This window comes from Pseudomonas sp. MWU16-30317 (genome assembly GCF_020515695.1).
Lineage (GTDB): Bacteria > Pseudomonadota > Gammaproteobacteria > Pseudomonadales > Pseudomonadaceae > Aquipseudomonas.
On record NZ_JAIWJA010000002.1, the window covers coordinates 329060 to 350568 of the forward strand.

The following is a 21509-nucleotide window of genomic DNA, read 5'->3' on the forward strand; positions in this document are numbered from 1 at the left end:
AGCGACCCCGGCCGCTCCCACAGCTGAGATCATCGTTTTACACCTCTCGCCAATCAGCTATCCTGCCGCTCTACCCCGCGCCGTTGGCGGAACGTCGTGCAGCAGGAACAGGCCCATGATCAGCAGCAAGTTGCCGAATGTCGGCACCACTATCTTCACCACCATGTCCCAGCTCGCGGCGCAGACCGGCGCGATCAATCTTTCCCAAGGCTTCCCTGACTTCGACGGCCCCCAAGGCCTGCGCGATGCCGTGGCCTATCATGTCGCCAATGGCCATAACCAGTACGCGCCCATGACCGGGCTGCCCGCGTTGTGCGAGCAGGTCGCGATCAAGCTCGCTCGCAGCTATGGCGTGAGCGTCGATGCGGAGCGGGAAATCACCATCACACCAGGCGCCACCCAAGCGATCTTTTGCGCAGTCCAGGCGGTAGTGCGACCCGGCGACGAAGTGATCGTTTTCGACCCTTGCTACGACAGCTACGAGCCCTCCGTGGAACTGGCCGGCGGTCGCTGCGTGCACGTGCAGCTCAGTGCCAACAGCTTCGCCATCGACTGGCAGGCCCTGAGGGATGCCATCGGTTCGCGCACTCGGATGATCATCCTCAACAGCCCGCACAATCCCAGCGGTGCCCTGCTCAGCAGTGCCGATCTGGATCAGTTGGCGGCTTTGATCGCCGACCGGGACATCTATGTCGTCAGCGACGAAGTCTACGAGCATCTGGTCTACGACGGCGCCAGGCACGTCAGCGTGCTGGCCCATGAAGCCTTGTTCCAGCGCGCCTTCGTGGTCAGTTCGTTCGGCAAGACCTACCATGTCACCGGCTGGAAAACCGGTTACGTGGTGGCCCCGCCGGCCCTCACCGCCGAGCTGCGCAAGATTCACCAGTACGTCAGTTTCTGCGGTGTAACGCCGCTGCAATACGCGCTGGCCGACTACATGGCCGCGGCGCCGCAGCACGTGGAGGAGTTGCCGGCGTTCTACCAGGCCAAGCGTGATCTGTTCTGCGATCTGCTGGACAATTCGCGCTTCACCTTTGATCGAGTGGGCGGTACCTACTTTCAGTTGGTCGATTATTCACAAATCCGCCCCGACCTGAACGACGTCGATATGGCGTTATGGATGACCAAGGAGCACGGCGTGGCGACCATTCCAGTGTCGGTGTTTTATCAAACGCCGGTACCCGATCAACGCCTGGTACGCCTGTGCTTCGCCAAACGCGAGGAGACGCTGCGAGCAGCAGCCCTGAAACTATGCGCGATCTGACGACCCTGACCAATCTCGATATTGCCTTGGTGCAGACCACCCTGGCCTGGCACGACCGCACGGCCAACCTGGAACATTTCAACGAGCTGCTGGAGCAGGCACGGGGGGCCGACTTGATCATCCTCCCGGAGATGTTCACCACCGGTTTCTCTATGGACTCGGCCGGGCAGGCCGAGCCTGAGCAGGGCCCGACCAGCAAGTGGCTGCGGGCCCAGGCAGAAAAGTTCGCGGCGGTGATCACCGGCAGCGTGATCATCCAGGCAGCCGACGGCAGCTACCGCAATCGCTTGCTGTGGGCCCAACCCGACGGGCAGATCCTGCATTACGACAAACGCCATCTGTTCCGCATGGCCGATGAGCATGCCCATTACACCGCAGGCTCGGAGCAGGCGGTGTTCGAGGTCAAGGGCTGGCGGGTGCGACCGCTGATTTGCTACGACCTGCGGTTTCCGGTGTGGAGCCGAGACGCCGAGACGACCGACCTGCTGGTCTATACCGCCAACTGGCCGGGCGCGCGGCGCCTGCATTGGAATCGACTGCTGCCCGCGCGGGCGATCGAGAACCTGTGCTACGTGGCCGCCGTGAATCGCGTTGGTACGGACGGCAAGGGCTTCGCCTACACGGGTGACAGCCAGGTGCTGGATTTTCAGGGTGAAACCCTGCTGTGCGCAGGCGAGCTGGACGGGGTGGTGCGGGCGATCCTAAGTGCGGGCGATCTGGCCAGTTATCGCGAGCGTTTTCCGGCGTTTCGGGATGCTGATGGGTTTAGTCTGAGCTGATTTTTTTGGTGCTGAGGTGGGTTGCAGCATTTTTTGGTATGGGAGTGGGGTGGTTCTGCTTTCGAGCCGGCCTTGGGGTCGCCGCCCGCCATACGGCCCCTCGCCCAGGCTCGGCGTGCCCACGCTGCGCCCCACTGGCGCTGGGCACGCCTCGACGCGCCATCCATGGCGCAACGAGGCTTAGCCGGCATCCATGCCGGCTAGCCCTGCGCCAGTGGGCCGCAGCGCGGCGGGGCTGGCTAACGGGCGGCGACCCCAAGGCCGGCTCGAAAGCAGACTTCGAAATTTGTGTGGGCAACACGGTTTTTAAAAGCGTCTGTGCAGCATCAATCTCGTGTGCATGCCCACACTCAAATCCCCGGCCCCTCGGTCCAACTCCGCTCTCAGGACAAAACCACCGGACACAAAAAAACCGGCCACTGAGGGCCGGTTTTTTATTCAGCAGTGCATCAAGCCGCTTTCGCTTGCTGCTGACTCAACGAGCGATTCAGCGCGCTGAACAGGGCCTTGAAGCTGGCCGTGGTGATGTTTTCATCCACGCCGATGCCATGCACCGGGCGCTCACCGGCCACACGCAGCTCGATATACGCGGCTGCCTTGGCGTTGGTGCCCGCACCGATAGCGTGCTCGTTGTAGTCCATGATCTCTACCGAAATGGGCAGGCCGGCGACCAGCGCTTCCAAGGCGCCGTTGCCCTTGCCGCGCCAGTGCTGAGTCTCGCCGTCGCTGTGCACTTCCACATCCACGGCACTGTTGCCGTTCTCTTCCTGCAGCTTGTGGCTGATCAGTGCGTACGGCGTGTTGGCTTGCAGATACTCTTTGCGCAACAGGCCGTAGATCTGCTGAGCGGTCATCTCCAGGCCCAGGCGATCGGTTTCACCCTGTACGACCTGGCTGAATTCGATCTGCATGCGGCGCGGCAGGCTGATGCCGTATTCCTGTTCGAGCAGATACGTGATGCCGCCTTTGCCGGACTGGCTGTTGACGCGAATGACCGCTTCGTAGCTGCGGCCGATGTCGGCTGGGTCGATCGGCAGGTAGGGCACTTCCCACACGGTGCCTTCTTTTTGCTGGGTAAGGCCCTTGCGGATGGCGTCCTGGTGCGAGCCGGAGAACGCGGTGTGCACCAGATCGCCCACATACGGATGGCGCGGGTGCACCGGAATCTGGTTGCATTCTTCGACCACTTTACGCACGCCGTCGATGTCGGAGAAGTCCAGCTGCGGGTTGACGCCTTGGGTATAGAGGTTCAGGCCCAGGGTGACCAGGTCGACGTTGCCGGTACGCTCGCCGTTGCCGAACAGGCAGCCTTCGACGCGATCGGCACCGGCCATCAGGCCCAACTCGGTGGCGGCGACGCCGGTACCACGGTCGTTGTGAGTGTGCAGGCTGATCAGCACGCTGTCGCGGCGTGATACATGGCGACCGAACCATTCGATCTGGTCGGCATAGATGTTCGGGGTCGACACTTCAACGGTGGCCGGCAGGTTGAGGATCACCTTGTTGGTCGGGGTCGGATTCCACACCTCGATCACGGCGTCGCAGACTTCAACGGCGAAATCCAGCTCGGTGGCGCTGAAGGTTTCCGGCGAGTACTGGAAGGTCCACTGGGTTTCGGGCTGCTGGGCGGCGTATTTGACGAACAGCTTGGCCGCGCTCACGGCGATCTCTTTGACGCCGGCCTTGTCCTGGTTGAAGACGATCTTGCGGAACGACGGCGAGGTAGCGTTGTACAGGTGAACGATGGCTTTCTTGGCACCGCGCAGGGATTCGAACGTGCGTGCGATCAGGTCTTCACGGGCCTGGGTCAGCACCTGAATGGTGGTGTCGTCCGGGATGTGGCCGTCCTGGATCAAGGTGCGCACGAAGTCGAAATCGGTTTGCGAGGCAGAAGGGAAGGCTGCTTCGATTTCCTTGACGCCGACGCTGACCAGCGTTTTCCAGAAGCGCAGTTTTTTCTCGGCGTCCATCGGCTCGATCAGCGACTGGTTGCCGTCACGCAGATCGGAGCTGCACCAGATCGGCGCGGCGGTGATGGTCTTCGAGGGCCAGGTGCGGTCGGCAATGTCGACGGTGGCAAAGGCGCGGTATTTCTGTGACGGGTCTTTGAGCATGCTCATGGCGAAAATCCTTTGAATGCGGCCGATGGAGAGGGCCTGCCGAAAAATAACTGAAGAAGAAGGGCGAGGCGACGCGATTCAGCCTGGCAGTCGGGCACTCACCAGGCAGAGGCTGGCGTGCTGGCGGAGCAGAATGTGGGTGTTTGCGTTGTTCATGGGGTCAACCCTAACCATTGAGGGAAAAGATGGCAAGGGTGTGGAAAAAATTGGTAGAAGTTGCCTTTAATCTGGCTTTATTGGATTTTTATCGCGGTGATGGTTGGCGAATGCATGGGTAATTGCTCACGGACTTCGATGAGCGCAATGGGTGGGTGTGTCATCGACGGCCCCTTCGCGGGCAAGCCTTGCCCTGTGGGAGCAAGGCTTGCCCGCGAAGGGGCCGGTGCTACTGGCATAGAACCCTGGAATCTCTCGCAGGTGATTGGTGGCAGCAAAGCGCGCTCGCGAACGACGCACCACTGCACTACGGTTGAAACGCCCCGATAAAAATCGCCGGATCGACTCGCGCGTCATTCAAGCTCACGTTCCAATGCATATGCGGCCCCGTCGCCCGACCGGTCGATCCAACCCGGCCGACCACGGCGCCGCGGGCCAGCGTTTGTCCAAGCTGCACGTCGATCTTGGACATATGACAGAACATGCTGATAAAGCCCTGGCCGTGGTCGACGAATACCGTATTGCCGTTGAAGAAATAATCGCCCACCAGGATCACCTTGCCAGCGGCCGGGGTCTTGATCGGCGTGCCTGCAGGCACCGCGAAATCCAGGCCAGCATGGGGATTGCGCTCTTCGCCATTGAAGAAGCGGCGTACGCCGAAGCGGCTCGACAGGGGACCGTTCACAGGCTTGTCGAGCAACAGATTGCTCGGTGTGCCGGGGCTGAAGCTGCGGTAGGCGGTGGTCTGGATCGCCAGTTCCTGGTTGATGCGGGTCAAGTCCTGAGGTTCGGGATTGACCTGGCGCTTGTTCTTGAGAGTTATGCGCTGCTCGGGATAGTGCTTGCTGGTGACCGTGAAGGGCACCTGGCGGGTGCCGTTGGCACTCTGCACGCTGAGCGTCTGGCTGCCGGGCTTGACCGTCAGCGCCAGGCCGACGATGGCGCGCCAGGTGTCCTGCTCCTTGACTACCAGCACCGGCTTGCCGTCGATAAAGGCCTTGGGTGCCATGGCCGCGGGGCCGAGGTCGACGACCGCGACGCCACCCGGCACCGGTTTGTCCAGCAAACGGGTGATGTAGCTGTCGGCCTGGGCCATGGACGAAAGGCACAATAACAGCAAGGCGATCAAGCGCATGGTTCAGTCCAGTAGTGACAGGGTGACCGGTGTCAGGTGGTTGTCTTCGACCCGCACGTCCAGCTCGCCTTCGCCCAGGCGGGCCTTCAGACGCTGACCGGTGCGGGTCTGTGCGGCGCTGCGGATGGCCTGGCCGTGTTCGTCCAGCAGGATGCTGTAACCGCGGCCCAGCGTCGCCAGCGGGCTGACCAGGTGCAGCGTCTGCATCTGTGTCTGCAACTGTTGGCGACGGTCTTTGAGGGTGGTGGTGATAGCCTTGGGCAGGCGTTGGTCCACTGCGTTCAGGCGTTCATGGTCACGCTTGAGGCGTTGCTCGATGGCGCGGCGCATCAACGTGTCGAGACCTGCCAGGCGCTGTTTGAGCAACGCCAAGGCGCGCCCAGGATGCTGCGTGGCCAAGCGTGCATCGAGATGAGCGAGGCGCTGTTTGCGTTGACCGAGGCGTTGCTCGAAAGCACGGCGCATGCGCATGTCCAGGTCGTCCAGGCGCTGGGCCTGCTGGCGCAGACGCTCGCCTGGATGGCGCAACCGGCGGGTCAGGCCTTCCAGGCGCAGACTGTGGTGGGCCAACTGATTGCGCATGCGCAGCAGCAGTCGGCGCTGCAGGTTCTCGATGCGCCGTTGCAAGTCGCTCATGTCCGGCGCCAGCAGCTCCGCAGCGGCGGATGGCGTGGGGGCGCGGACGTCGGCCACGAAGTCGCTGATCGATACATCGGTTTCGTGCCCCACGGCGCTGACGATCGGCGTCACGCAGGCATCGATGGCGCGGGCCACGGCCTCTTCGTTGAAACACCAGAGGTCCTCCAGCGAGCCGCCGCCCCGGGCCAGAATGATTGCATCGAAGCCGCGGCTGTCGGCCAGCTTGAGGGCACGCACGATCTGGTTGAAGGCTTCGCGCCCTTGTACGGCAGTAGGGATCAGGGTCAGCTCGACCTGCGGAGCGCGGCGACGAAACACACTGATGATGTCGCGAATCACCGCGCCAGTGGGCGAACTGACGATACCGATGCGCCGCGGATGAGCGGGCAGGGCGACCTTGCGCTCGCTGCTGAACAGCCCTTCGGCGCCGAGCTTGTCCTTGAGCGCCTCGAAGGCCTGGCGCAGGGCGCCATCACCGGCCGGTTCGACGGTGTCGAGGATCAACTGGTAATCGCCGCGGCCTTCGAACAGCGAGACCTTGCCACGCACCTTGACCGCCACCCCGTCCTTCAGCGCCTGGCGCACCTTGGCGGCGTTCTGCCGAAACAAGGCGCAACGCACCTGGGCGCCGCTGTCCTTGAGAGTGAAGTACACGTGTCCGGAAGCCGGCCGTGCGAGGTTGGAGATCTCGCCCTCGACCCAGATATTGCTGAACACGTCCTCGAGCAGCACCCGGGCACGGCCATTGAGTTGGCTGACGGTAAGCACTTCGCGGTCCAGACCGAGTCTGGCAAAGGGGTCTTTAATCATGCCGGGCATGATAAAGGGTTACCGACCCTGTAGCGAGGGGGCTTGCCCCCGATTGGGCAGGGGCAGCGCCATTAAGTGGCTGACACAATCAGGGGCAAGCCCCTGGCTACGGCACTGTGCGGTGGTATCATCGACAACTTCACTCGCTCAGAGGCCTGCCGCTGCATGAACACCCAAAGCATCATCGTCCCGCGTCTCTCCACTGTCCCGGTCCATGAACCGCGAGCACGGGCGATTCTGCGCTGGCTGGTGCGCAAGGAAATCATCCAGGAGGCGCTCACCACCTGCGGGCGCACCGGCAATCGCATGGCCTACGGTATCGGCCCAGGCGCGCGCAGCGTGGTACTGAAGCCGGAACTGTTGCCCTATGAGGACTCGGTCAACGGCCTGGAAGTGGTCACCGATCGCTGCATCTTCACCCCGGACGTCGGTTTTCTCCACGAAGCTGGCTGCGCCGAGTGCCGCCGCGAGGTCGGCGAGGCGCTGTTCGATAGCCTCGAAGACTGGATGCCGGGCTACACCGACAACTTCACCTGCCCCGAATGCGGGCATGAAGACGACATAAATGGTTTCCTGTTTCTGCAACCATGTGCCTTTTCCAATCTAGGCTTCATCTTCAATAACTGGCAGGCAGCAGGGTTGCAGCAAGCGTTCGTCGACGAGTTCGCCGATTGGCTCGATCAGCCCGTGGCCAACGTCTCGGTGATACTGCGAGACAGCTGAAGCCGTCGCTGCCAGTAAATGGCGTTGCCACGAAGGTTTACCTTTCATCCATCAGCATGTATAGGTACAATGGCGCGCTTCCATTTTTCCCGCCCGGGAGCTCCCGCGATGCTGCGTATCAGCCAAGAAGCACTGACCTTCGACGACATCCTTCTCGTACCCGGTTATTCCGAAGTACTGCCCAACGAAGTCAGTCTCAAGACCCGTTTGACCCGTGGCATCGAGCTGAACATCCCCCTGGTTTCAGCTGCGATGGACACCGTCACCGAAGCCCGTCTGGCCATTGCCATGGCACAGGAAGGCGGCATCGGCATCATTCACAAGAACATGACCATCGAACAACAGGCCGCGGAAGTCCGCAAGGTCAAGAAGTTCGAAGCCGGCGTGGTCAAGGACCCGATCACCATCGAGGCCGACGCCACGGTTCGTGATCTGTTCGAACTGACCCGCCTGCACAACATCTCCGGCGTACCGGTGCTGCACGATGGCGACCTGGTCGGCATCGTCACCTCACGTGACGTGCGTTTCGAGAATCGCCTGGACGTCCCGGTCCGCGAAGTCATGACCCCCAAAGAGCGTCTGGTCACCGTCCGTGAGGGCGCTGACAAAGCCGAGGTGCGCGAGCTGCTGCACAAGCACCGCCTCGAAAAGGTTCTGATCGTCGACGCCAACTTCCAGCTCAAGGGCATGATGACCGTCAAGGACATCGAAAAGGCCAAGGCCTACCCGCTGGCCAGCAAGGACGATCAGGCTCGCCTGCGCGTTGGTGCTGCGGTCGGTACCGGCAAGGACACCACTGAACGCGTCACTGCGCTGGTCAATGCCGGCGTCGACGTGATCGTGGTCGACACCGCTCACGGTCACTCCAAAGGCGTGATCGACCGCGTTCGCTGGGTCAAGCAGAACTTCCCGGACGTTCAGGTCATCGGCGGCAACATTGCTACCGGCGCAGCCGCCAAGGCCCTGGCCGAAGCGGGCGCTGATGCGGTCAAGGTCGGTATCGGCCCGGGCTCGATCTGCACCACCCGTATCGTCGCCGGTGTCGGCGTTCCGCAAATCAGCGCGATCGCCAACGTCGCCGCTGCATTGGAAGGCACCGGTGTGCCACTCATCGCCGATGGCGGCATCCGCTTCTCCGGTGACCTGTCCAAGGCCATCGTCGCTGGCGCCTACTGTGTGATGATGGGCTCGATGTTCGCCGGTACTGAAGAAGCACCGGGCGAGATCGAGCTGTTCCAGGGTCGTTCTTACAAGGCCTACCGTGGCATGGGCTCGCTGGGCGCCATGTCCCAGGCCCAGGGCTCTTCGGACCGCTATTTCCAGGACTCCTCGGAAGGCGCCGAAAAACTGGTACCCGAAGGCATCGAAGGCCGCGTCGCCTACAAAGGCTCGCTGGCCGCGATCATCCATCAACTGATGGGTGGTCTGCGTTCGTCCATGGGCTACACCGGCAGTGCCGACATGGCGCAAATGCGCACCAAGCCCGAGTTCGTGCGCATCACCGGTGCCGGCATGGCTGAATCCCACGTCCACGACGTGCAGATCACCAAGGAAGCTCCAAACTATCGCGTAGGTTGATAGTGATCGCGCTCCGGCCTACACGCCGGAGCGCGATGATGAATTTTAACCGGGGCTGTTTCTGACAGCCCCGTGTCGTTTCTGATTACAGACGAGAATGAGTCATGGCCCTCGACATTCACGCCCACCGCATCCTGATCCTCGACTTCGGTTCCCAGTACACCCAGCTGATCGCCCGCCGCGTGCGCGAAATCGGCGTGTACTGCGAGCTGCATCCTTTCGACATGGACGACGCCGCGATCCGCGAATTCGCCCCTAAAGGCGTCATCCTCGCCGGCGGTCCCGAGTCGGTCCACGAGGCCGACAGCCCGCGCTGCCCGCAGGCGGTGTTCGACCTGGGCGTGCCGGTATTCGGCATCTGCTACGGCATGCAGACCATGGCCGAGCAACTGGGCGGCAAGGTCGAAGGTTCCGATCTGCGTGAATTCGGCTATGCCCGCGTCGACGTGGTTGGCAAGAGCCGCCTGCTGGACGGCATCGAAGACCATATCGACGCCGACGGCCTGTTCGGCCTCGATGTGTGGATGAGCCACGGTGACAAGGTCACCAAAATGCCAGCGGACTTCCACATTCTGGCCAGCACCCCGAGCTGCCCGATCGCTGGCATGTTCAACGACGAACGCGGCTACTACGGTGTGCAGTTCCACCCCGAAGTGACCCACACCAAACAGGGCGGTCGCATCCTGTCGCGCTTCATCCTCGATATTTGCGGCTGTGAAGCACTGTGGACACCGTCGAAGATCGCCGAAGACGCCATCGCTCAGGTCCGCGCTCAGGTCGGTACTGACAACGTCCTGCTGGGCCTGTCTGGCGGCGTCGACTCCTCGGTCGTTGCCGCGCTGTTGCACAAAGCCATCGGCGACCAGCTGACTTGCGTCTTCGTCGACAACGGCCTGCTGCGCCTGCACGAAGGCGAGCAAGTGATGGCCATGTTCGCCGAGAACATGGGCGTCAAGGTGATCCGCGCCAACGCTGAAGATCAGTTCCTCAACAACCTGGCCGGCGAGTCCGACCCGGAGAAGAAGCGCAAGATCATCGGCCGCACTTTCATCGACGTATTCGATGCGCAATCGAGCAAACTGGACAACATCAAGTACCTGGCCCAGGGCACCATCTACCCGGACGTGATCGAGTCGGCTGGCGCCAAGAGCGGCAAGGCCCACGTGATCAAGTCTCACCACAACGTTGGTGGCCTGCCGGAAGAGATGAACCTCAAGCTGGTCGAGCCGCTGCGCGAGCTGTTCAAGGACGAAGTGCGTCGCCTCGGTCTCGAGCTGGGTCTGCCGTACGACATGGTTTACCGCCACCCATTCCCGGGCCCGGGCCTGGGCGTGCGCATCCTCGGTGAAGTGAAGAAGGAATACGCCGACCTGCTGCGTCGCGCCGACCATATCTTCATCGAAGAACTGCGCAAGGCCGACTGGTACCACAAGGTCAGCCAGGCTTTCGTGGTGTTCCAGCCGGTCAAGTCGGTCGGTGTTGTCGGTGATGGCCGCCGTTACGCCTGGGTCGTGGCCCTGCGTGCGGTGGAAACCATCGACTTCATGACCGCGCGCTGGGCGCATCTGCCGTACGAGCTGCTGGAAACTGTCAGTGGGCGAATCATCAACGAGATCGAAGGGATTTCGCGGGTGACGTATGACGTGTCGAGCAAGCCGCCTGCGACGATTGAATGGGAGTAGGATTGCTTCGTAACTAATTAATTTTTATATAAAAAAACATGATAGTTACGATATTTCCTATGTTGTCAATGGCGTTGGCCATGGTGCTCAGTGCAAGCATCACTAGAAAAGCACATCGATACCATGTTCAGTTGGACAGTGCTGGTATGGTATCGAGTGTGCTCATCCGCGCAGAGGAAGTAATGGCTGGCGGGAGTTCTGATTCAGCAACAAGGGCGCAGCCCATGGCTAACACGATGTTTACTGACTGTGCGAAACGAAATAATCGCTTGATGCTGTGCGATTATTCTTTTGCTGGAATTGATAACGTAGCCCTCAAACCTCCCTCTGTCCGGTTTACCAGTTCGATACGACCGTTCAAACGCATGGCGATTGTGTTGACGATGGTTAGCCCCAAACCGGCTCCTTGCGCCGTTCCACGGCTATAGAAACGCTCAAACAATCGCTCTCTACATGACTCATCAATTCCCGGCCCTTGGTCGTCGACGGTCAAATGACAGAAGCCATCAGCCTGGTTCAGTTGCACAGCGATTACCCCGTGTTCGGGAGAGAAATTGGCTGCGTTGGTGATCAGGTTGCTCAGCGCGATGTCGATGGCGGCAGGGTTGGCGAATACATAAAATGGCTGGTCGCTGACATCGAATATCAGTTCAAGCTTTTTGCTCAATAACCACGGCGCCAACTGCACGAGACTATTACGCACGGTTTCGCTGAGGTCGATGCGCTGTAGCGGTTGTGGATTGGGTTGGGGTTCCAGTCGCGCCATGGTCAGTAACTGGTTGACCAGTCGGCTGGTGCGATCAACGCCTGAGATGAGGAATTCCAGCGATTCTCGACGTTCCTGCTCTGTGCCTGCCTCCAGCAGGTTTTGCGCGTGCACCCGCAGCACGGCGAGTGGCGTACGCATTTCGTGGGCTGCGTCGGCAATGAAGCGTCGTTCGCGGCCAAGCACTTCTTGAATCTGCGCGAGCATGCGGTTGAGCGCCGCCTGCATGGGCTCTAGCTCGCTGGGCAACGGTGCCAGTTGCAATGGCTCAAGTGAGCCGCTGTGACGGGCACGCAGGGTCTCGGCCATGTTTGCCAAGGGCTTCAAGCCCCAGCCTATAGCGAGCCAGACCATCGCCGCGAGCAGCAAACTGCCGACGATGTTCGGCCATAACGTATGACGCACGATGCGGTCGACCAGATCCGCGCGCACATCATCGCGCTCGCCAACCCAGATGCGCATGCCGTTTTGTGGGTCTTCAAGGAGGAATGCGCGCCAATGACGATGGTTCAAATCCACCACATCACTGAAACCCGGTTGCGTCGGGGGTGAGCCGAAGGACGGCGCGCTGGCAGTGTGCACCAATACCTCACCGTCAGGGTTCCATACCTGAAAAGCAATTTTCCGTTCGTAAGGATGACCATCGCCGCGCGGCACCGCTTCGCCCAGTGCGGTATTGAAGGCCCGGTACAGTTCGGCGTGCTGCTTGCTCGCCAACGGCATGCGCATCACGCCTTGCAATAAGCGCGCGTTCTGCGCCAGTTGAGCATCGTAAACCTCGGCGATTTCATGATTGCTATCGTGCAGGTTAAAGGTGCTCAGCACTGCCAGACCGGCAAGCAGCAGGCCAATGATCAGTGTCAATGTGCGGCGGCGTATCGATGTCATCAGCGCTCCTCCACTAGATAGCCCACACCCCGAATGGTACGGATCAGATCAGTAGAGAACTTTTTGCGCAGGTGATAGATGTGGACTTCCAGAGTGTTACTTTCCGCTTCTTCACTCCAGCCATAGAGCAGTTGAATCAGCTGATCTCGAGTCATCACCCGGCCCGGAGGTGACAGCAGTTCATGCAACAACTGATACTCCTTGGGCGTCAGTGCTACGGGATGGCCCTGGTAGCTGACCTGCTGGGTGCGGGGGTTGAGGATGATACCGGCATGTTCGATCAGAGCTTGCGCGCGGCCGGCACTGCGCCGCAACAACGCTCGCAATCGCGCCTTGAGTTCGGCCAGGTCGAACGGTTTGATCAGGTAGTCGTCGGCACCGGCATCCAGCCCTGCGATGCGATCTTCGGTTGCATCGCGGGCGGTGAGAATCAACACCGGCAGGTTCGAGCCGCTATCGCGCAGGCGCCGCAGTACTTCTAGACCGTCCATGCGTGGCAAGCCGAGATCCAGTACAGCGACATCGAACGTTTCGCTGAGCAGGGCATGCAGCGCGCTGCTGCCGTCCTTGAGCCAATCGACCGTGTATCCCTCGCGCCCCAGCGCTTGATGGATGCCTTCACCTAGCGCCACATCATCCTCAATCAGTAATACACGCACGAGGACTCCTGGTCAGTCGGTTTTCTTGTTGACGTCTACCAGCAGAGTGGCGATCTCTTTGCGGCGTCCGGCATCTGCCGTTTCACGGCCGGGACGCGGCGCCGCTTGCTGGGCTTTTTGCAGCGCTGCTTTTGCTTCAGCGTAGCGTTTCTGACGGTAGAGGTGATCGCCCCAGAAGTACAGGCTGTCGATGCCGTCGGGGTTGAGTTGCAGCGCCTGCTTGAGCAACTGTTCAGCTTTGTCGCTATCACCGAAACTGATGGGCCAGCCGGGCACACGATCATACAACGCCGCCAGGCTGGTATAGGCCGAGCCTTGCAGAGCCTTGGGGTCGAGGGTCAGGGACTTTTCCAGGTCGGCCTTGGCTTCCTTGGCTTTTCCCAGCGCTCCGAGTCCGCCTTCGGCACCGGCCCAGCTGCTGGTGACAATGCCTTTCCAGATCCAGGCTTCGGCCACCGCCGGGCGCTGCGCAGTGAACGCCTGGGTTTCGCTGGACAACTGCTCGAACGCGGCGGCGCGCTGTTTTTCAGCCACTTCATATTGGATGTGCGCCCAGGTTTGTTGAATGCTGCTCAGGCGTTGCTGGTCGGCGGCCTCCAGCGCCCAGACGCTTTGGCTGAGGGTTGCGATCAACAGGCACGCGAAGATTTTTTTCATGGTTTGAGAGTCTCGTTGTCGGATTTTTCGCTGAAGCGCCGGATCAGGGGCAGCTGCTTTCGCAGACCTCGATCGACAAGATGCGGGAGCAAATTGTTGAGTCGCACAAAGAAGCGTTCGGGCCAGCCCAGGTACAAGTCGCGGCGGTCACCGGCAATTGCATGGATCACCGCCGAGGCCACGGTTTGCGGGTCATCGACATTGGCCTTGAGCGCATCGTTCAGGGCTTGCGCCGCCGCGCTGTTCATCGACGTGCGGGTTGCCCGCGGTGCGACGTAGAGCACATTGACCCGGGTGTCGGCCAGCTCTCGGCGCAACGCTTCGGAAAACCCGCGCAGGGCAAACTTGGTCGCGCAATAGCTGGCGTAACCGGCATAGCCGATCGAGCCATAGGTCGAGCCGACGTTGACTACCATGGCGCTATCGGCCTGCTTGAGTAGCGGCAGCAATAGCTTGGTCAGGCAAATCGGCGCGTTGATATTCAACGCGAGCATCGCATTGATATCACTGTCGTCGAGCTGTTCGAGCATGGCGAAGTGATTCACCCCAGCAGCGTTGATCAACAGATTGACTCCGCCAATTTCTTCGGCGGCGGCGAGTACTTTGCGTTGGTCGCTTGGCAGTGTCAGGTCAGCTGCGACCCAGCACAGGGCCTCAGGGTAGCGTTTGAGCAGCGAGGCCAAGGCTTCCTGATGCCGCGCCACGGCCAATACCCGCGCACCGGCGGCGCACAAGGCTTCGGCGATAGCCATGCCGATTCCGCCACTGGCACCGGTCAAGACCACGCGCGCGTTACGCAGCTGCATGTTCAATCTCCGGGTCACGAGGCAGGCCGCGAAACATGTCGGTGTACAGTCGGTACACGACTTTTGAAGCATGAATCACTGCCGCTCGATCCTCAGGATCTTCCAACTGGTTCATCAGGCGGCGATAGGTTTGCATGTGTTCGATGTCGAGCGAACCATGAGAGCTCAGGTAACTGAAGGCGGTTTCCGGCAACGCCAGGCGCTCCCGAATGCTCCCTGCCGCGTGTGTGGCCAGGGCGATGCTGGTGCCTTCGAGGACATTGACCATGCCGAACAGACCCACCGGGTTGCCTCGGGCGATCAGGTCATAAAGGAAGCTCACCATTAGCTCAATCGGAAGCGAAGGCTCGCCATCATGCACGGCTTTGCGATCACCTCCGCAGGCTGCAATGTCGTTGAGCACCCACTGTTCGTGGCCGTATTCGTCTTCAATGTACTCGCACACAGCTTTGCGCAACCATTCCAGACGCGTCGGCAAACGTGCACCGCACGCCATCATCAACGGCACGGTGTGGCGCACGTGATAGTAGGCCTGTGCGAGAAAAGCCCGATAGCTATCGAGGCTTACCTTACCTTGCAACGCATCGAGGATGATCGGCAGATTGAACAGCTCGCGGCGTTCATGCTGTGTGGCTTCTTGCAGGGTGTCGAAAAAACTCATGATGCGGATTCCTCTCGGACAACGGATTCGGTCAATTGGGCGTGGTACTGCGCGACAATGGCATCGCGGCGTGGGCGGCCATTGGCAGTTAGATAGCCATTGGCGGCGGTGAAGGGTTGCGGCAGGCGGGTCCACTGATGCACCTGGGCGTAATCGGGCAACGCCTCGTTGGCTTCGGCGACAGCAGCGGCTAGTTCGGCATCGGTGCAGTCCGGGCGATGCGGCCAGAGCAGGGCGTGATTGCGCGGCAAGGACTCGCCGTAAACAAACGCCTGGGCGATGTGGCGGCGCTGGGTCAGCTCGGACTCGACCCATTCCGGGTTGACGTTGCGCCCGTAACTGGTGACGAACTGATGCTTCTTGCGGCCCTTGAGATAAAGAAAACCTTCCGGGTCGAACTCGCCCAGGTCGCCGCTCGGCCACCACTCATCGGCGTACGGTGCGTCTCCTAGATAGCCGAGCAACGTCGAGCCCTTGATTAGCACTTCACCGTCTTCGGCCAACCGCACTTCGACATGGGGCAGCGGTCGACCGACACTGCCGGGTCGGAGTGCGCCGGGGCGGTTGAGGCACACCACTGACGCGCATTCGGACAAACCGTAACCTTCAAAAACTGGTAAGCCGACCCGTTGCGCACGGTCCAGCAAATCTTTGGAAACTCGTGCACCACCAACCGCAGCAAAGCGCAGAGTTTGCGGGGCGAAGGCTTTCTGTTCGGCGGCGCTGACCAGCATCAGTAACAGCTGTGGCACCAGAATAAGGCTATGCGGCGCACGCCCGGCGAGATAACCCAGCAGGTGCGGAATATCGACGCCACTGGCGCCCTGAATGCCGAGGGTTTTCTGGCTCGGCAAACTGAGCATCGCACCGGCATACAGCGCGGCATAACAGCCTAGGTTCTCCAGCAGTATCGCCAACGGTAGTAGCGCCAAGTGATGCTGCGGCCGGGTGGTTTCGCTCGCCTGATCCAGCTCTCGTGCGACCCGCAGCAAGCTGTCGGCACTCAGGCAAACACCTTTCGGCGTACCGGTGGTGCCGGACGTGAAGGTCAGTTTGGCGGTGCCAATCGGCATGTGTCTTTTGCTGGTAAAGGCGCGGCACCAGAACTCGCCGCGTTGCTCATAGCCCGCAGCGCGCAGTTCGGGGTCCAGCTCCGGTTCGGCAATCACGCGTTCGGCCTGACTCTGCTCCAAGCAATGGGCGCGTTGTGCCGCGCTGAAAAACGGCGGCAGCGTCACGCAGGTCAACCCTTCGAACAACACCGCCAGATCCCAGAGCATTGCGTCGACGCCGTTGTCCAGCGCCAAGGCGACGACTTCCACCTGCTCATCGCGCAGGCGCTCCTGGCGATACAGCACTTCTGCATACAGGGTGGCGTAATCGAGTTTCAGCGTATCGCCCCACAGCGCGGTCGCGCTGTCATTGCTCCGGGCATGCTCACGCAAGGTTTCCTGAAAGCGTTGCAGTTCAAGCGACATGGCAGGCTCCTTCAGTCGGGGTCGGCAAACCCAGGCGGCTGAACAGGCCGCTATTGCGTAGGTGGACGAACCCGGCGCGGATGTCGCCGACGTGCACCCATGGTTTACTCTCGTAATAACTGCCCCAATGTTGACGCTCGTCACCCAGTCGATCCGGATCAGCGGCGCACAATGTCACGGGTTTCAGGCCGAGACGACGGAAGCTGTTAACCAGTCCGATATTGCCGGTGAACGTCACCCATTCCAGGCCACCCATGGCCAGCAGATAGGTGATGGCGATGATGCTCAGGCGCGCGCTGCCGGTATCGCTAGCCGCCAGATTGCCAACCTCGACAATGGCATTTCGGTCTACCGCGTGATCAGCGGCCGCGCTAATCAATGGCTCGATCGGCTCCTCCAGATACCGCTCCAGAAATAGCGTCTCAAGGTGCGCGCGACGCACACCGGCCACTGCGCACAACTGGCCCTCACCGTTGTGCATGCCGAACAGCTCGGGCATGAAGTGGCGGATGTCGGCGCCGTGGGCCTTGTGGAAACGCTGCTGGATAAAGTCTTCGAACGTCGCTCGCAAAGCGTCGTTCGGCAAAGCACCAGCCAAGGTTAACGGTGACGTTTCAGCTTGGCCAAAATGCAAGGGCAGGGGGATGTTCCAGTCGAAATCGAGCATGGGCCGAACGCCTTCCTCAATGAGATTGAGCGAAGTATCCAAGCCATTTCTTAACGAAGTCTGAAGGTGAAAGAGGAATAACCTTTGGGTCGATCTTCAGACTCTCTTAAGGCAGGACGAGCAGGGTTACGCAGCCGGTTCAAGGAAACCGGATCAACGGTCCCTCACAACAATCAACAGGCGCTTCTTATGACCAGCGACACCTCCGTGACCCGATATGGAAAACTTTCAATAGCCCTGCACTGGCTGATGCTCTCCCTGTTCGTCGGGGTATATGCCTGTGTTGAAATCAAGGGTTATCTGCCCAAAGGCAGCGAAGCGCGGGGTTTGCTCATGGGCTTGCACGGCTTGTTTGGTACAACCATCTTCGCCCTGGTGTGGGTTCGCCTGGTCGGGCGCCTGAGCCCAAGACCACCAATCACCCCAAAACCACCGGCTTGGCAGACCGCTATCGCGCATCTGACACACCTTGCGCTGTACGGGCTGATGATCGCAACGCCCATCCTCGCCTGGCTGATGCTCGCCGCTGGCGATAAGCCATTTCCGTACTTTGGCTTTCACGTGCCGGCACCGGTAGCCATTGCCCCGGACTTCGCCAAACAGCTCAAGTACTGGCATGAGCTGGTTGGCACTACAGGATATTGGTTGATCGGTTTGCACGCTGTGGCGGGGCTGTTTCATCACTATTGGGTGAAGGACAATACGCTGGATAGGATGTTGTTTGAACGAAATTCATGAAGGACAGCTGTTGGCCGATTTCTGTCAGTCTTCACAGCCAGTACCGGCCAGAAGCTGACGGATTTGTAGGAGTCGGAGCAGGCTATTCTTGACGCTGAGGGCATTTGCGAACTAGGGGCGATTGATGAAAGACCGTAGTCACGATGAGGCAATGGCAGAGCTTTTCCAGGTCGATCCGTCTTTTGCGGCGGATCTGCTGGCCGAGGTTGTTCGTGATGGGAATGCGGGTGAGTTGGCCATTACCCTTAAGCCCGCTTAGTTGCGGGCTTTTTGCTTTCTCGATGGAGTATTTTCAACATTACTGGCACTGGGCTATAGCACACTTGCACTATAGCGAAGCCAACCCCCGCTCCTTAAGCTGAGCGAGCATAAATATAAAACTCTGCTGAAAACACATGCAAGGTAACCTCATGTCCGTAATATATAGAAACACATTCAGGAACGGAGTTGGAATGTGCCTGTTGGTCGCTGTTTTGACCGGTTGTGCAAACTCGAACGATTTGATGGGGAATATGAATACCTTCGGTGTCGGCGCGAAGAAATATGATATGGATTATCTGAATAAAACGCTTCTTGTGGGTAAAACCACCAAGGCCCAAGTCCTGGAGCTATTTGGAAAGCCGACAAGGGGCGGTTCGGACCTGAGTGCACAGAGCACCTGGACCTATGAAAAAAGCCAGGAAGGCCTCGAGAAGTATTTGAACATCGCCCACGGCTACGTACCGCAGGAGATGGGTCAGAAACTCTCGGCTGCCCAGTATCAGGTATTCAAGGCGCAAGTCGCGGTGAATGATGCCGGCACCTTGGCAGGCGGATCACCTGCCAGACAGGGGCTTAGCCTGGATATCTATTTCGATCACGATGTGGTCCAGGGCTTTAGCGTGCCCCAATAGTGGCCCGTTTGCCGCCGCTGCCCACTTCAGCCACCAATCACCGAATACTTGACCGCTGCTGCCGCCCGCGATTTCACGTTGAGACTGCGCAGCAGCGATGACACATGGATGCGCACGGTGAAGGGCGAAATCGCCAGCGCCTTGGCGATTTCCTTGTTGGTCTTGCCTTCTGCAATCAGCCGCAACACATCTTGCTGGCGCGGCGTGAGCACATTGGTTTCCAATGGCAGCAGGCCGGAGGGGGCAAATTTCACCAGCACTTCACCCTGGCGGATTGCCAGGAGCGCCTCAGCGATTTCATCGGTGGTGATGTTCTTGCCGATAAAGCCATCGACGCCGAGCGCCATGATTTTTTCGATCAGCGCAGGGTCGTCCACCATCGACATCACGATCAGCGTGGTACTCCGCAACTGTTGACGTAATTGCGCCAGGTCGGCGAGGCAGGTCAGGCCGGGAAAGCGCAGGTCCAGAATCAGGGTGTCGATTTCCTCTGCGCTGTGGAGGGCGGCTTGCACACTCGGGAAGTCACCGACTTGTTGCAATTGTGCCTCGGGCATCAGGCGTTGGACGGTGCGCATCATGGCTTCGCGAAACAATGGGTGGTCGTCAGCAATTATTATTTTACATGGCATTCATTGCCCTCCTGGGCCGTCCTCTGCTGATAGTTCAAGTCGGCGTGCCGATAAGCGGCTGGATACTGAATGGTACGGATACTTAAAATAACAATATAAGGAGATTCCCATGGCTTTTGAAAAAAGCGCGGAGCTCGATCAGGCCAACTTTCGAATCATCGTGACATTGGTGGCCATTGTATATGTTGGCGCTTTAGGATTTCTGCCTGGGCACAGGATGGAAACCTATCTTCCAATTATTATGTATTGCTTGTTGTTTCTAATTGCCTCTGTGGCGTTTCGCTATGTCATCGCCCATTGGCCCGGGCATTATCCGCTGCGCCGCGTTCTAGGTATGGTCCACGACTACACCGGCACTTCGTTCGGCCTGGTCGTCGGAGGAGAGGCCGCACTGGCGCTGTACGCCGTGATCGTGTGGGTCAACCTGGGAAACGGCATGCGTTTCGGCTCGCGCTACCTGGCGATTGCCACTGGCTTGGCGTTGCTCGCGCTGGTCGTCGTCTATTGCCTGACACCCTATTGGCAAGCGCAGCCCTTCATGGTGCTGATGCTGATGGTGACCAGCACGGTGATCCCCGGTTATGCCCATCTGCTCTTGAAGCGTACCCGCAAGGCCTCGGAACAGGCCGCTGCCGCCAACCGGGAGAAGTCGCGCTTCCTGGCCCAGGCCAGCCATGACTTGCGCCAGCCGATTCACTCCATCGGGCTGTTCACTGCCTGCCTGCGCGAGGCGCGGCTGGGCGATGACGAGCGGCGGCTGGTGGATAGCATCGACCGCTCCCTGCTCAACGTGTCCCAGCTGTTTCGCTCGATTCTCGATCTCTATACCCTCGACAATGACCGCGTGCAGCCCAGGCTTCGGGCGGTGCACCTGGGGGAGCTACTGAACGAGCTGGTGCGCCAGAACGCCGAGGCTGCGCGTTGGGCGGGTGTGGAAGTACGCTTGCGGCCCTGTGCCCATTGGGTTCGGGTGGATGCAACGTTGGTGTCCACCATGGTCCAGAACGTCCTGTCCAACTGCTTCAAATATGGCGCCGGGCGACCCGTCCTGATCGGCGTGCGCCAGCGGGGCGGTACGGTGGCAATCATGGTCCACGACCGCGGCAGGGGGATTGCCCAGGCGGACCTGGCGAAAGTGTTCGAAGAGTTCTATCGGGTCCGACAGCGGCGCGACACTGATGTTGAAGGCGTCGGCCTGGGGCTCTCGATCGTCAAGCGCCTCGGACAGTTGATGGGCGTGGAGGTAGCCATTCGTTCACGCCTGGGCCGGGGCACGTCAATTTGTTTCTCAGGCTTGCCGCTGACGCGTGAGCCGGTACCACTTCTCCATCGCGAATCCCCCCAGCAGGCCGGACTGTTGACGGGCCTGAAGGTGTGCCTGATCGAGGATGACCGCAACGTGTTGCTCGCGACCCAGGCCCTGCTGGAGCGCTGGGGATGCTCGGTGCAGGCAGCCTTGAGTGATGAGAACCTGAACAGCGATTGCGATGTCATCATCGCCGACTACGACTTGGGTGCCCATGCCACCGGCATCGAATGTATTGACCAGCTTCGCGAGCAACGTGGCTGGGCGGTGCCGGCGCTGATGCTCACCGGGCACGACATCGAGACGCTTCAAGCGCAGTTGCACGGCCGCCAGATCACTCTGCTTTGCAAACCCGTGCGACCCGCAGAGCTGCGCGTTACCTTGCGCGACCTCGCTCACAGCTCACCTCGCCAATATCGGTCGAAGGCCTCGGTTGCCCCTTAGCCCAGCCGAATGCTGGCTACATCGCGGC

Annotated in this window: 20 protein-coding genes; 9 read left to right on the forward strand and 11 right to left on the reverse strand. The window is 60.2% G+C overall.

The features are described from left to right. Window positions 1-115: 115 nt before the first annotated feature. Together LIX93_RS06265 and LIX93_RS06270 are read left to right on the forward strand one after the other, a co-directional pair. Window positions 116-1264, forward strand: coding sequence for a pyridoxal phosphate-dependent aminotransferase (locus tag LIX93_RS06265; RefSeq protein ID WP_226503151.1), 1149 nt, complete (start codon window positions 116-118; stop codon window positions 1262-1264). Next, entirely contained in the window at window positions 1252-2043 is a 792-nt protein-coding gene (locus LIX93_RS06270) for an amidohydrolase (RefSeq protein ID WP_226503152.1), read from the forward strand. Before LIX93_RS06265 ends, LIX93_RS06270 begins: the two co-directional genes overlap by 13 nt. Before the next feature lie 449 nt (window positions 2044-2492). On the opposite strand, the gene leuA is transcribed toward LIX93_RS06270, so the two are convergent. The 3 genes from leuA to xseA form a co-directional block, all read right to left on the reverse strand. Further along, window positions 2493-4163, reverse strand: coding sequence for a 2-isopropylmalate synthase (leuA, locus tag LIX93_RS06275; protein WP_226503153.1), 1671 nt, complete (start codon window positions 4161-4163; stop codon window positions 2493-2495). Window positions 4164-4626: 463 nt separating this feature from the next. Then, window positions 4627-5454, reverse strand: coding sequence for a peptidoglycan DD-metalloendopeptidase family protein (locus LIX93_RS06280; protein ID WP_226503154.1), 828 nt, complete (start codon window positions 5452-5454; stop codon window positions 4627-4629). 3 nt (window positions 5455-5457) lie between these two features. Beyond that, window positions 5458-6903: an exodeoxyribonuclease VII large subunit gene (gene xseA, locus LIX93_RS06285; RefSeq protein WP_226503679.1), complete on the reverse strand. Its 1446-nt coding sequence runs from the start codon at window positions 6901-6903 to the stop codon at window positions 5458-5460. A gap of 165 nt (window positions 6904-7068) precedes the next feature. On the opposite strand from xseA, the gene LIX93_RS06290 reads away from it, so the two are divergent. The 3 genes from LIX93_RS06290 (at window position 7069) to guaA (ending at window position 10886) form a co-directional block, all read left to right on the forward strand. Continuing rightward, window positions 7069-7626, forward strand: coding sequence for a sugar ABC transporter ATPase (locus tag LIX93_RS06290; protein ID WP_226503155.1), 558 nt, complete (start codon window positions 7069-7071; stop codon window positions 7624-7626). A gap of 108 nt (window positions 7627-7734) precedes the next feature. Continuing rightward, window positions 7735-9204, forward strand: a complete 1470-nt coding sequence (gene guaB, locus LIX93_RS06295) for an IMP dehydrogenase (protein ID WP_226503156.1) — start codon at window positions 7735-7737, stop codon at window positions 9202-9204. Between the two features lie 104 nt (window positions 9205-9308). Next, the gene (gene guaA / locus LIX93_RS06300; RefSeq protein ID WP_226503157.1) at window positions 9309-10886 is read left to right on the forward strand and encodes a glutamine-hydrolyzing GMP synthase; all 1578 of its coding nucleotides are present in this window, start codon (window positions 9309-9311) and stop codon (window positions 10884-10886) included. 283 nt (window positions 10887-11169) lie between these two features. Here the strand turns inward: guaA and LIX93_RS06305 are convergent, their stop codons facing one another. From LIX93_RS06305 to LIX93_RS06335, 7 genes are read right to left on the reverse strand one after another with little or no spacing between them, the layout of a single operon-like run. Beyond that, on the reverse strand, window positions 11170-12540 hold the full coding sequence (locus LIX93_RS06305; RefSeq protein ID WP_226503158.1) for an ATP-binding protein: 1371 nt from the start codon (window positions 12538-12540) through the stop codon (window positions 11170-11172). After that, entirely contained in the window at window positions 12540-13199 is a 660-nt protein-coding gene (locus LIX93_RS06310) for a response regulator (RefSeq protein WP_226503159.1), read from the reverse strand. Before LIX93_RS06310 ends, LIX93_RS06305 begins: the two co-directional genes overlap by 1 nt. 12 nt (window positions 13200-13211) lie before the next feature. Further along, window positions 13212-13856 carry a tetratricopeptide repeat protein gene (locus LIX93_RS06315; RefSeq protein ID WP_226503160.1) on the reverse strand — a complete coding sequence of 215 codons (645 nt, stop codon included), beginning with the start codon at window positions 13854-13856 and terminating at the stop codon, window positions 13212-13214. Beyond that, on the reverse strand, window positions 13853-14662 hold the full coding sequence (locus tag LIX93_RS06320; RefSeq protein WP_226503161.1) for an SDR family oxidoreductase: 810 nt from the start codon (window positions 14660-14662) through the stop codon (window positions 13853-13855). The genes LIX93_RS06315 and LIX93_RS06320 overlap by 4 nt, the downstream gene beginning before the upstream one ends. Next, a complete protein-coding gene (locus LIX93_RS06325) occupies window positions 14649-15323 on the reverse strand; it encodes an iron-containing redox enzyme family protein (protein WP_226503162.1) in 675 nt (224 codons plus the stop codon). Before LIX93_RS06325 ends, LIX93_RS06320 begins: the two co-directional genes overlap by 14 nt. Continuing rightward, a complete protein-coding gene (locus LIX93_RS06330; protein WP_226503163.1) occupies window positions 15320-16801 on the reverse strand; it encodes an AMP-binding protein in 1482 nt (493 codons plus the stop codon). The genes LIX93_RS06325 and LIX93_RS06330 overlap by 4 nt, the downstream gene beginning before the upstream one ends. Beyond that, window positions 16791-17468 (reverse strand): thermostable hemolysin, encoded by a 678-nt coding sequence (locus tag LIX93_RS06335; RefSeq protein WP_226503164.1) that lies wholly within the window; start codon window positions 17466-17468, stop codon window positions 16791-16793. The genes LIX93_RS06330 and LIX93_RS06335 overlap by 11 nt, the downstream gene beginning before the upstream one ends. 189 nt (window positions 17469-17657) lie before the next feature. Here LIX93_RS06335 and LIX93_RS06340 point away from each other — a divergent pair, with 189 nt between their 5' ends. From LIX93_RS06340 to LIX93_RS06345, 3 genes are all read left to right on the forward strand, one after another. Beyond that, on the forward strand, window positions 17658-18206 hold the full coding sequence (locus tag LIX93_RS06340; RefSeq protein WP_226503165.1) for a cytochrome b: 549 nt from the start codon (window positions 17658-17660) through the stop codon (window positions 18204-18206). Window positions 18207-18330: 124 nt separating this feature from the next. Then, window positions 18331-18465 (forward strand): hypothetical protein, encoded by a 135-nt coding sequence (locus LIX93_RS29550; protein ID WP_260524669.1) that lies wholly within the window; start codon window positions 18331-18333, stop codon window positions 18463-18465. A gap of 193 nt (window positions 18466-18658) precedes the next feature. After that, the gene (locus tag LIX93_RS06345) at window positions 18659-19099 is read left to right on the forward strand and encodes a hypothetical protein (protein WP_226503166.1); all 441 of its coding nucleotides are present in this window, start codon (window positions 18659-18661) and stop codon (window positions 19097-19099) included. 26 nt (window positions 19100-19125) lie between these two features. Here LIX93_RS06345 and LIX93_RS06350 read toward each other — a convergent pair whose 3' ends face one another. Next, window positions 19126-19731 (reverse strand): response regulator transcription factor, encoded by a 606-nt coding sequence (locus tag LIX93_RS06350; protein ID WP_226503167.1) that lies wholly within the window; start codon window positions 19729-19731, stop codon window positions 19126-19128. Window positions 19732-19840: 109 nt separating this feature from the next. Here LIX93_RS06350 and LIX93_RS06355 point away from each other — a divergent pair, with 109 nt between their 5' ends. Next, complete coding sequence (locus LIX93_RS06355) at window positions 19841-21481, forward strand: hybrid sensor histidine kinase/response regulator (RefSeq protein WP_226503168.1); 1641 nt, start codon at window positions 19841-19843, stop codon at window positions 21479-21481. Window positions 21482-21509: the final 28 nt, after the last annotated feature.

What these genes read in the sequence shown, in the direction of transcription:
- LIX93_RS06270 (WP_226503152.1), top strand. Translation starts at nt 1,252, where the DNA reads ATGCGCGATCTGACGACCCTGACCAATCTCGATATTGCCTTGGTGCAG.
- LIX93_RS06290 (WP_226503155.1), top strand. Translation starts at nt 7,069, where the DNA reads ATGAACACCCAAAGCATCATCGTCCCGCGTCTCTCCACTGTCCCGGTC.
- LIX93_RS06280 (WP_226503154.1), bottom strand. Translation starts at nt 5,454, where the DNA reads ATGCGCTTGATCGCCTTGCTGTTATTGTGCCTTTCGTCCATGGCCCAG.
- LIX93_RS29550 (WP_260524669.1), top strand. Translation starts at nt 18,331, where the DNA reads ATGAAAGACCGTAGTCACGATGAGGCAATGGCAGAGCTTTTCCAGGTC.
- LIX93_RS06265 (WP_226503151.1), top strand. Translation starts at nt 116, where the DNA reads ATGATCAGCAGCAAGTTGCCGAATGTCGGCACCACTATCTTCACCACC.
- LIX93_RS06350 (WP_226503167.1), bottom strand. Translation starts at nt 19,731, where the DNA reads ATGCCATGTAAAATAATAATTGCTGACGACCACCCATTGTTTCGCGAA.
- LIX93_RS06325 (WP_226503162.1), bottom strand. Translation starts at nt 15,323, where the DNA reads ATGAGTTTTTTCGACACCCTGCAAGAAGCCACACAGCATGAACGCCGC.
- LIX93_RS06320 (WP_226503161.1), bottom strand. Translation starts at nt 14,662, where the DNA reads ATGCAGCTGCGTAACGCGCGCGTGGTCTTGACCGGTGCCAGTGGCGGA.
- LIX93_RS06335 (WP_226503164.1), bottom strand. Translation starts at nt 17,468, where the DNA reads ATGCTCGATTTCGACTGGAACATCCCCCTGCCCTTGCATTTTGGCCAA.
- guaB (WP_226503156.1), top strand. Translation starts at nt 7,735, where the DNA reads ATGCTGCGTATCAGCCAAGAAGCACTGACCTTCGACGACATCCTTCTC.
- LIX93_RS06345 (WP_226503166.1), top strand. Translation starts at nt 18,659, where the DNA reads ATGTGCCTGTTGGTCGCTGTTTTGACCGGTTGTGCAAACTCGAACGAT.
- LIX93_RS06340 (WP_226503165.1), top strand. Translation starts at nt 17,658, where the DNA reads ATGACCAGCGACACCTCCGTGACCCGATATGGAAAACTTTCAATAGCC.
- LIX93_RS06305 (WP_226503158.1), bottom strand. Translation starts at nt 12,540, where the DNA reads ATGACATCGATACGCCGCCGCACATTGACACTGATCATTGGCCTGCTG.
- guaA (WP_226503157.1), top strand. Translation starts at nt 9,309, where the DNA reads ATGGCCCTCGACATTCACGCCCACCGCATCCTGATCCTCGACTTCGGT.
- xseA (WP_226503679.1), bottom strand. Translation starts at nt 6,903, where the DNA reads ATGATTAAAGACCCCTTTGCCAGACTCGGTCTGGACCGCGAAGTGCTT.
- LIX93_RS06315 (WP_226503160.1), bottom strand. Translation starts at nt 13,856, where the DNA reads ATGAAAAAAATCTTCGCGTGCCTGTTGATCGCAACCCTCAGCCAAAGC.
- LIX93_RS06330 (WP_226503163.1), bottom strand. Translation starts at nt 16,801, where the DNA reads ATGTCGCTTGAACTGCAACGCTTTCAGGAAACCTTGCGTGAGCATGCC.
- LIX93_RS06355 (WP_226503168.1), top strand. Translation starts at nt 19,841, where the DNA reads ATGGCTTTTGAAAAAAGCGCGGAGCTCGATCAGGCCAACTTTCGAATC.
- leuA (WP_226503153.1), bottom strand. Translation starts at nt 4,163, where the DNA reads ATGAGCATGCTCAAAGACCCGTCACAGAAATACCGCGCCTTTGCCACC.